This is a genomic window from uncultured Aureimonas sp. (assembly GCF_913775355.1).
In the GTDB taxonomy this organism is placed as follows: domain Bacteria; phylum Pseudomonadota; class Alphaproteobacteria; order Rhizobiales; family Rhizobiaceae; genus Aureimonas.
On record NZ_CAJYIU010000241.1, the window covers coordinates 1 to 10,052 of the forward strand.

10 protein-coding genes are annotated in these 10,052 nt (G+C 64.0%); all 10 read left to right on the forward strand.

Going from position 1 to position 10,052, the window contains the following annotated elements:
• On the forward strand, positions 1-868 hold an 868-nt coding region (locus QZ753_RS14575; protein WP_294644601.1), incomplete at its 5' end, for a molybdopterin-dependent oxidoreductase.
• Positions 869-883: 15 nt separating this feature from the next.
• Complete coding sequence (gene nuoH / locus QZ753_RS14580; protein ID WP_294644603.1) at positions 884-1,972, forward strand: NADH-quinone oxidoreductase subunit NuoH; 1,089 nt, start codon at positions 884-886, stop codon at positions 1,970-1,972.
• Between the two features lie 70 nt (positions 1,973-2,042).
• The gene (gene nuoI, locus QZ753_RS14585) at positions 2,043-2,534 is read left to right on the forward strand and encodes an NADH-quinone oxidoreductase subunit NuoI (protein ID WP_090959390.1); all 492 of its coding nucleotides are present in this window, start codon (positions 2,043-2,045) and stop codon (positions 2,532-2,534) included.
• Positions 2,535-2,648: 114 nt separating this feature from the next.
• The gene (locus QZ753_RS14590) at positions 2,649-3,266 is read left to right on the forward strand and encodes an NADH-quinone oxidoreductase subunit J (protein ID WP_294644605.1); all 618 of its coding nucleotides are present in this window, start codon (positions 2,649-2,651) and stop codon (positions 3,264-3,266) included.
• A 22-nt stretch (positions 3,267-3,288) separates the two neighbouring features.
• Entirely contained in the window at positions 3,289-3,597 is a 309-nt protein-coding gene (gene nuoK / locus QZ753_RS14595; RefSeq protein ID WP_294644606.1) for an NADH-quinone oxidoreductase subunit NuoK, read from the forward strand.
• A 10-nt stretch (positions 3,598-3,607) separates the two neighbouring features.
• Positions 3,608-5,587, forward strand: a complete 1,980-nt coding sequence (gene nuoL, locus QZ753_RS14600) for an NADH-quinone oxidoreductase subunit L (protein ID WP_294644607.1) — start codon at positions 3,608-3,610, stop codon at positions 5,585-5,587.
• Complete coding sequence (locus tag QZ753_RS14605; RefSeq protein WP_294644609.1) at positions 5,587-7,098, forward strand: NADH-quinone oxidoreductase subunit M; 1,512 nt, start codon at positions 5,587-5,589, stop codon at positions 7,096-7,098. The genes nuoL and QZ753_RS14605 overlap by 1 nt, the downstream gene beginning before the upstream one ends.
• Positions 7,099-7,120: 22 nt before the next feature.
• Entirely contained in the window at positions 7,121-8,566 is a 1,446-nt protein-coding gene (nuoN, locus tag QZ753_RS14610; protein WP_294644610.1) for an NADH-quinone oxidoreductase subunit NuoN, read from the forward strand.
• 7 nt (positions 8,567-8,573) lie between these two features.
• Complete coding sequence (locus QZ753_RS14615) at positions 8,574-9,344, forward strand: biotin--[acetyl-CoA-carboxylase] ligase (protein WP_294644612.1); 771 nt, start codon at positions 8,574-8,576, stop codon at positions 9,342-9,344.
• A gap of 89 nt (positions 9,345-9,433) precedes the next feature.
• A partial coding sequence (locus QZ753_RS14620; RefSeq protein WP_294644614.1) for a ribonuclease J occupies positions 9,434-10,052 on the forward strand: 619 nt, incomplete at its 3' end.

A 10,052-nucleotide genomic window follows, 5' to 3' on the forward strand; every position in this document is an offset into this window, starting at 1 on the left:
CTTCCCCGTCGGTTTCATCGGCGAGAAGTCGGACCTGCGCTACGCCGTGACGTATCTCGGGGCCGGACCGCAGACGCTGTCGGACATCGAGACGGCGAACGGCGAGTTCTTCGACGCCCTGAAGAACTCCGCGCGCCCGATGATCATCGTCGGGCAGGGCGCGATCAGCGGCGAGAACGGTGCTGACGTCCTTGCAAGCATCGCAGCGCTGGCGCGTGAGATCGGCGCGGTGTCCGATGATTGGAACGGCTTCAACGTTCTCCATACGGCGGCAAGCCGGGTCGGCGGTCTCGACATCGGCTTCGTGCCGGGTGAGGGCGGCAAGGTGGCCGCCGAGATGGTGTCCGGCGGCGTCGACGTCCTGTTCAACCTCGGTGCGGACGAGATCGACATCACGCCCGGCGCGTTCGTCGTCTACGTCGGAACGCATGGCGACAAGGGTGCTCATAGGGCCGATGTCATTCTGCCGGGTGCCGCCTACACGGAAAAGTCCGGGACTTGGGTGAACACCGAAGGCCGCGTTCAGACCGGCTCGCGCGCGGGCTTCCCGCCGGGCAACGCCCGCGAGGAGTGGGCGATCTTCCGCGCCCTGTCCGCCGTGCTGGGCAAGGCGCTGCCGTTTGACTCGCTCGGTGCGTTGCGCCGCGATCTGGCGAGCGCTCACCCGATCTTCGTCGGCTCCGAGCTGCAGGCTGCCGATCCCAACGCGATCACGCATCTTGCCGACCGCGCAGGCACACCGTCGGGAGCGGCGTTCAAGTCGGGCGTCGGCGACTTCTATCTGACCAACCCCATCGCCCGGGCCTCGAAGGTCATGGCGGAGTGCTCGCGCCTCGCGCATGCCGAGCATCTCGAAGCGGCCGAGTAAGGACGGTACGAACCCATGGAGCTGTTCTCCGCCTATATCTGGCCGGCCCTCGTCATCATCGGTCAGAGCCTTCTCTTCCTGGTGGTCCTGCTGGTCCTGATCGCCTACATCCTTCTGGCCGACCGCAAGATCTGGGCGGCCGTGCAGATGCGTCGCGGCCCGAACGTCGTCGGCCCCTTCGGCCTCTTCCAGTCCTTCGCCGACCTTTTGAAGTTCGTCCTGAAGGAGCCGGTCATTCCGGCCTCGTCCGACAAGGTCGTCTTCCTCCTCGCGCCGCTCGTCGCGGTGACGCTGGCGCTGGCGACCTTCGCCGTGGTGCCGGTCTCCAACGGATGGGTGATCGCCGACATCAACATCGGCATCCTCTACATCTTCGCGATCTCGTCGCTCGAGGTGTACGGCGTCATCATGGGCGGCTGGGCGTCGAACTCAAAATATGCCTTTCTCGGCGCGCTTCGTTCGGCGGCTCAGATGGTGTCCTACGAGGTCTCGATCGGCTTCGTCATCGTCACCGTTCTCCTCTGCGCCGGCTCGCTGAACCTCACCCAGATCGTCCTGTCGCAGAACACCGGTGTCGGCACGATGCTGGGCCTGCCGGCCAGCTTCCTCGATTGGCACTGGTTGTCGCTCTTCCCGATGTTCATCATCTTCTTCATCTCAGCGCTCGCCGAGACGAACCGGCCGCCGTTCGACCTACCGGAAGCAGAATCGGAGCTCGTCGCGGGCTTCATGGTCGAGTACGGCTCGACCCCGTACATGATGTTCATGCTCGGCGAGTATGCCGCCATCACCCTGATGTGCTCGCTGATGACCATCCTGTTCCTCGGTGGCTGGCTCCCGCCCTTCGGTTTCGCGCCATTCACCTGGATTCCTGGTGTCATCTGGTTCCTGGCGAAGGTCGCGCTCTGCTTCTTCATGTTCGCGATGGTGAAGGCGTTCGTGCCGCGCTACCGCTACGATCAGCTCATGCGTCTCGGCTGGAAGGTGTTCCTTCCCCTGTCGCTGGCGATGGTGGTCGTGGTCGCGCTCGTCCTCCAGCTGACCGGCTGGGGCGATGGCCAGACCGCGGACGCCGCTCGCCAGGCGGCGGCTCTGTCCTGGTAAGCCACATAGACAAAACGAGGGCGGTGCTCGTGCCGCCCGAAGCCTCCGCCACTGGAGATCAGATCGTTCGATGAGTGCCTTGGCCCAGTCCGTAAAATCCCTGTTCCTGGTCGAGTTCCTAAAGGCGTTCCGCCTGTCGATGCGGTACTTCTTCGCTCCCAAGGCGACCGTGAACTATCCGTTCGAGAAGGGGCCGGTCAGCCCTCGCTTTCGTGGGGAGCATGCGCTGCGCCGTTACCCCAATGGTGAAGAGCGCTGCATCGCCTGCAAGCTGTGCGAGGCGATCTGTCCGGCGCAGGCCATCACGATCGAAGCCGGGCCGCGCCGCAACGACGGCACGCGCCGCACGGTGCGCTACGACATTGACATGGTAAAGTGCATCTACTGCGGCTTCTGCCAGGAGGCCTGCCCGGTCGATGCGATCGTCGAGGGGCCGAACTTCGAGTTCTCCACCGAGACGCGTGAGGAACTGTACTACGACAAGGAAAAGCTGCTGGCGAACGGCGATCGTTGGGAGCGCGAAATCGCTCGCAACATTGCGCTCGACGCTCCGTACCGCTAATCCGCACCCCGTGGCGCCTTGTCGCGCCACGCTCCGAACCGAATCTCCCGGCGGCGAACGAGGACATCGTTCGTCCGCCCTTTGATGCTACCGCGATTTCAGGGGGAGCCCGACATGTTGGGGCTGCAAGCCTTCTTCTTCTACGTGTTCGCCATCGTCTCCGTCGGTTCGGCGATGATGGTGGTTCTCTCCCGAAACCCCGTCCATTCGGTCCTGTTCCTGATCCTGACCTTCGTGGCGGCGGCGGGTCTGTTCCTGCTGACCGGTGCCGAATTTTTGGCGCTGATCCTGATCGTCGTCTATGTCGGCGCGGTGGCGATCCTATTCCTGTTCGTCGTCATGATGCTGGATCTGGATTTCGGTCGCATCAAGCAGGGCGCTCTTCAGTATGCGCCGATCGGGGCGGTGATCGGTCTGGTCCTCCTCGCGCAGCTCATCATCGCGGTCACCGGCAGCTACTATTCTCCGCAGCTCAGCGCGCGGACGGTGATGCCGACCCCGCCGCTGGAGCAGCTCTCCAATATCCAGGCGATCGGGCTCGTTCTCTACACGCGCTACGTCTTCTTCTTTCAGACGGCTGGCCTCGTGCTGTTCGTCGCGATGATCGGCGCCATCGTCCTGACCCTGCGCCACAAGCCGGGCCTGAAGCGTCAGTCGATCCCCGTTCAGGTCGCGCGCAATCCGGCCACCGCCATCGAGATCCGCAAAGTCGAGAGCGGCAAGGGCATCTGAGGCAGATAGGGATACACGAACCATGGCTGTCGGCCTCGGACACTACCTCACGGTCGCCGCGATCCTCTTCGTTACGGGGGTCTTCGGCATCTTTATGAACCGCAAGAACATCATCACGATCCTGATGTCGGTCGAGTTGATCCTCCTGTCGGTCAATCTCAACCTTGTGGCATTCTCCTCCTTCCTGAACGATCTGGCCGGGCAGGTCTTCGCCCTGTTCATCCTCACGGTCGCCGCGGCGGAGGCCGCCATCGGCCTGGCGATCCTGGTCGTCTTTTTCCGTAATCGCGGCTCGATCGCCGTCGACGACGTCAACACGATGAAGGGCTGAGACCGCGGCGATGTACACCCTGATCGTCCTTCTGCCGCTCGTCGGCTTCATCGTCGCCGGTCTCTTCGGCAATCGCATCGGCGCCAAGGCGTCGGAATACGTCACCAGCGGTCTTCTGATAGCGGCGGCGCTCCTGTCCTGGATCGGGTTCCTGTCGTTCGTCGGTGAGACGCAGCACGTGCAGGTCCTCCAGTGGATGAAAGCCGGAACGCTCGACATCTCCTGGCAGCTGCGGATCGACCGGCTGACGCTGGTCATGCTGGTCGTCGTCAACACCGTCTCGGCGCTAGTGCATGTGTATTCGATCGGGTACATGCACCACGACGACTCGCGCCCGCGCTTCTTCGCCTACCTGTCGCTCTTCACCTTCGCGATGTTGACGCTGGTGACAGCCGACAACCTCGTCCAGATGTTCTTCGGCTGGGAAGGCGTGGGTCTCGCCTCCTACCTCCTGATCGGCTTCTGGTATCAGAAGCCCTCAGCCAACGCTGCGGCGATGAAGGCGTTCGTCGTCAACCGCGTCGGCGACTTCGGCTTCCTCCTCGGCATCTTCGGTCTGTTCGTGGTGTTCGGCTCGGCCAATCTCGACACGATCTTCGCCGGCGCAGGCCAGATGGTCGGCACGATCTATCCTGAAGGTGGGGAGGCGGCCGTCAACGCTGCCGCGCCGATCCTGAACTTTGCCGGTTACTCGCTGCCCGCTGCCGGCGCGATGACCGCGATCTGCCTGCTGCTCTTCATGGGCGCGATGGGCAAGTCGGCGCAGATCGGCCTGCACACCTGGCTCCCGGACGCGATGGAAGGCCCGACCCCAGTGTCGGCACTGATCCACGCAGCGACGATGGTCACCGCGGGTGTCTTCATGCTGGCCCGACTGTCGCCGGTGTTCGAGCTCAGCCATTCCGCGCTGACCTTCGTCACCTTCATCGGAGCCACGACCGCCTTCTTCGCGGCGACGATCGGCCTCGTCCAGAACGACATCAAGCGCGTCATCGCCTATTCGACCTGCTCGCAGCTCGGCTACATGTTCGTCGCGCTCGGCGTCGGCGCCTACGGGGCCGCGATCTTCCACCTGTTCACGCACGCCTTCTTCAAGGCGCTTCTGTTCCTCGGCGCCGGCTCGGTGATCCATGCGGTCGACGGCGAGCAGGACATGCGCCACATGGGTGGTCTGCGGAAGCATATCCCGATCACCTATTGGACGATGATGATCGGGACGCTCGCGCTGACCGGCTTCCCGTTCACGGCTGGCTACTATTCCAAGGATGCGATTATCGAGAGCGCGTTCGCGGGCGAAAATGCCTTCGCCATGTACGGCTACATGATGACGGTGATCGCCGCCGCGCTGACGAGCTTCTACTCCTGGCGCCTCGTCTTCCTGACCTTCCACGGCAAGCCGCGCGCGAGCCACGAGGTCATGCACCACGTGCATGAGTCGCCGCCGGTTATGACGACGCCTCTGTTCATCCTGTCGGCCGGAGCCCTGCTCGCCGGTATCGTGTTCTACCCGTTCTTCCTGGGCGGCAGCTACGAGACCTTCTGGCACACGGCGCTCTTCGCCGGCCCGGAGAACCACATCCTGCATGAGGCGCACGAGGTGCCGGCGCTGGTCGTGTGGTCGCCGACCATCGCGATGGCGCTTGGGTTCGTGCTGGCATACATCTTCTACATCCGGCAGCCGCAGCGCCCCGCGCAGATGGCGGCGCGCAATCCGGGCCTTTACCAGTTCCTTTTGAACAAGTGGTACTTCGACGAGCTCTACGACGTCCTGTTCGTGCGTTCGGCCAAGTGGCTCGGCCGGTTCCTTTGGAAGAAGGGTGACGTCGCGGTCATCGATCGCCTCGGTCCGGACGGCATTTCCGCCCGCGCGCTCGACGTGACCGGCTGGGTCGTGCGTCTGCAGACCGGCTACCTCTACCACTATGCCTTCGTCATGCTGATCGGCGTCGCGGCGCTCGTCACCTTCATGATGTTCGGGGGAATGCGCTGATGTCCGGCTGGCCGATCCTATCGACCATCACCTTCGCGCCGCTGGTCGGCGTGCTGATCATCCTGTTCACCCGGGACGACTCCGAACTCGCGCGCCGCAACATCCGCAACGTCGCGCTGCTCGTCTCGGTCTTCACCTTCCTCCTCTCGCTCTTCATCTGGATCGGTTTCGACAAGTCCGTCGCAGGTTTCCAGTTCGTCGAGGAAGCCGAGTGGCTGACTGGCGGGATCGCCTACCGGATGGGTGTCGACGGCATCTCCATGCTGTTCGTCATCCTGACCACCTTCCTGATGCCGATCTGCATTCTGGCCAGCCGCGACGCGATCACGGTTCGGGTCAAGGAATACATGATCGCGTTCTTGGTGCTCGAGACGCTGGTCGTCGGCGTCTTCTGTGCGCTGGACATCGTGCTCTTTTACCTCTTCTTCGAAGGCTCCCTCATCCCGATGTTCCTCATCATCGGCGTCTGGGGCGGCAAGCGGCGCGTCTATGCGTCCTACAAGTTCTTCCTCTATACCTTTCTCGGCTCGGTCCTCATGCTCGTCGCCATCATGGCGATGTACTGGACCGCCGGGACGACCTCGATCCCCGAGCTTCTCGCCTATCAGTTCCCGGCCTCGATGCAGACCTGGCTCTGGATCGCCTTCTTCGCCTCCTTCGCGGTGAAGATGCCGATGTGGCCCGTTCACACCTGGCTTCCCGACGCGCACGTCGAGGCGCCGACGGCCGGCTCCGTGATCCTGGCCGGCATCCTCCTGAAGCTCGGCGGCTACGGCTTCCTGCGCTTCTCGCTGCCGATGTTCCCGCTGGCTTCGGCCGACTTCGCGCCCTTCGTCTTCGTGCTCTCGGTCGTGGCGATCATCTACACCTCGCTGGTGGCGTTGATGCAGGAGGACATCAAGAAGCTGATCGCCTACTCGTCGGTCGCCCACATGGGCTTCGTGACCATGGGCATCTTCGCGGCCAACGAGCAGGGCGTGCAGGGTGCGATCTTCCAGATGCTGAGCCACGGGCTTATCTCGGGTGCGCTGTTCCTGTGCGTCGGCGTCGTCTACGACCGGATGCACACCCGCGACATCGCGGCCTATGGCGGCCTCGTGAACCGCATGCCGGCCTATGCGGCCATGATGCTTTTGTTCACCATGGGCAACGTCGGCCTCCCGGGCACGTCCGGCTTCGTCGGTGAGTTCATGACGCTGATGGGCGTGTTCCGGGTCAACTCGTGGGTGGCGATCTTCGCGGCGACGGGCGTCATCCTGTCGGCGGCGTACGCGCTCTGGCTGTTCCGCCGCGTCATCCTCGGGGCGCTGGTGAAGGACAACCTCAAGTCGATCCTCGACCTGACGCCGCGCGAGAAGGCTCTGCTCTATCCGCTCGCGGTGCTGACCGTGCTCTTCGGCGTCTATCCGATGCCGGTCTTCAATGTGACGACGGCCTCCGTGGACCAGCTCCTGTCGAGCTACACGGCAGCCCTCGAGGCCGCGTCCAGCGTCGCCTCGATCCAGAAATAAAAGAAACGGGCAGGGCGAACCGATGTTTTCGCAATTCGTGGCGCAAAGCCTCCCCATCGTCGGCCCGGAGCTGATCCTCAGCGTCGGTGCGATGGGCCTGTTGATGATCGGCACATTTCTCGGTGAGAAGAGCGCCCGGCTGGTGACCTCGCTCACCGTCGGCACACTGCTCTTCGCGCTGGTCTGGCTGCTTTTCGCGACGCCGACCGGTGTCGCGTTCGGAGGATCGATCATCCTCGATCCGTTCGCACGCTTCATGAAGGCGCTGGTGCTGATCGGTGCGGCGGCTGCGGTGCTCATGTCGACCGGCTATGCGGAGCGTGAGCGCTTCGCCAATTTCGAGCTTCCGGTTCTCATCGTGCTCTGCACGACGGGCATGCTGGTCATGGTCTCGGCGGGCGACCTGATCGCGCTCTATATGGGTCTCGAGCTGCAGTCGCTGGCGATCTACGTGATCGCGGCGATCCACCGCGACCACGTGAAATCGACCGAGGCAGGTCTGAAGTACTTCGTCCTCGGCGCGCTCTCGTCGGGTATGCTTCTCTACGGCGCTTCGCTCGTCTACGGCTTCACCGGACAGATCGAGTTCCGTGCGATCGCGGAGGCCGTCGCGCAGGACGGTTCCCGGTCGCTCGGCCTCATCGTCGGGCTCGTCTTCGTGCTCGCAGGTCTGGCCTTCAAGATTTCGGCCGTGCCGTTCCACATGTGGACGCCCGACGTTTACGAGGGCGCGCCGACGCCGGTGACCGCGCTTCTCGCCGGTGCGCCGAAGGTGGCGGCCGTCGCGCTGCTCACCCGTTTCACGGTCCAGAGCTTCGGTCCGATGACGCCTGACTGGCAGCAGGTCGTGGTGTTCCTGTCGATCGCCTCGATGCTGTTCGGTTCGTTCGCCGCGATCGGCCAGCGCAACATCAAGCGCCTGATGGCCTACTCCTCGATCGGCCACATGGGCTACGTGCTCGTCGGCCTCGCCGCAGGCACCGAAGCGGGCGTGCAGGGCGTCCTGATCTACATGGCGACCTACGTCACCATGACGCTCGGGACGTTCGCGCTGATCCTCGCGATGCGCCGTCGGGACGGTATGGTGGAGGACGTCTACGAGCTCGCCGGTCTGTCGCGCACCAATCCGATGATGGCACTGGCGATGACGGTTCTCATGCTGTCGCTGGCGGGCCTGCCTCCGCTGCTCGGCTTTTGGGGCAAGTATTACGTCTTCATCGCGGCCGTCGGTGCCGGGCTGATCCCGCTTGCCGTGATCGGCGTCATCGCGTCGACGATCGGCCTCTTCTACTACCTGCGCATCGTGAAGGTCATGTGGTTCGACGAGCCGCTGGCCGGGTTCGAGCCGATGAGCATGGAACTGAAGCTCGTGGCGGGTGCCGCGACGATCTTCATCTTCCCGGCCTATATCGTCCTCGCTGGTCCGCTGTTCGCGGCGGCGGCCGCAGCGGCCCATACCTTCTTCTAATCGAAAAATGGCGGGCCGGCCTCATCGCACTCGGCGCCATCTCGCGCTGGACGAGGTCGGCTCGACGAACGCCGTGGCGCTCGAGGCCGCCCGTGCGGGCGATCCCGGCCCTCTCTGGATTACGGCGGCCCGCCAGTCGGCGGGTCGGGGTCGTCGGGGACGATCCTGGCTGTCCGAGCGGGGCAATCTTTTCGCTACGCTCCTGATCGTCGATCCCTCGACCGATCAGCATGTGGTGGATCTCCCGCTGGTGGTCGCCCTCGGCGTGCGCAACGGTCTGGCTGGGCTCCCCGGCATCGACCCAGCGCTGGTCGGCATAAAGTGGCCGAACGACATCCTGATCGGCGGCGCGAAGGCCGTGGGCATTCTCCTTGAAAGCGAACGCTCCCCCGCTGGTCGCCGAGCAGTCGCCATCGGTTGCGGCGTCAATGTCGAGACCGGCGCCCACGATACACCATATGCGGTGACGAGCCTTCGCGACGCCGGATATCGAGGCGATCTACCGACGGTGTTCGAACATGTCGCCGCAGGTGTCGAGGCGGCACTGGAATTGTGGGACGCGGGTCGCCAGTTTCATGAGGCGCGAGCGATTTGGTTGCGCCACTCGGTGGGGCGCGGCGAGACATGCCGCGTGAATCTCCCCGACGGATCGTCGGTCACCGGCATTTTCGTGGATCTCGACGAGGGCGGCCGACTGGTCCTCGGGATGGACAACGGCGAGCGCCGCCATTTTTCGGCGGGGGATCTCTTCTTCCTTCGCCAGACTGCAGGCACTTGAGCGCTGCTCGTGCCGAAACGGATTCCGGGCGACCCCCGGCTTATGAATGACTGAAAGGCTGCATGCTGACGCATGCCAAGAATGAAAGAATGACGAACTTGAACGAACTGGTCTTCGTGCCGCTCGGCGGCATCGGCGAAATCGGAATGAACTTCGGCCTCTATGGCTACGGCCCTCCCGGCCAGCGCGAATGGATCGCGATCGACTGCGGCGTCTCGTTTGCGGGACCCGAATTTCCGGGCATCGATCTCGTCATGCCCGACCTGTCCTTCATCGAAGCGCGGCTCGACCGGCTGAAGGCGATCATCATCACGCACGCGCACGAGGATCACTACGGCGCCGTGCTGACGCTCTGGCCGCGCCTCAAGGCGCCGGTCTACGCGACGCCGTTCACTGCGGCGCTGCTGCAGGCCAAGCGGGAAGGCGAGCCTGGCGCACCCAAGGTACCGCTTGAGATCTTCCGTGCGGGCGACCGGTTAGACATCGGTCCGTTCTCGATCGAGGCGATCAACGTGACGCACTCGATCCCGGAGCCCGTCGCGCTCGCCATCCGCACGCCGGCCGGCACGGTTCTTCATACCGGCGACTGGAAGATCGATGCGACGCCGGCGCTCGGCGATCCGACCGACGAGAAGCGCCTGCGCCAGATCGGCGACGAGGGTGTCCTCGCGCTAGTCTGCGACTCGACCAACGCGATGCGCGAAGGCG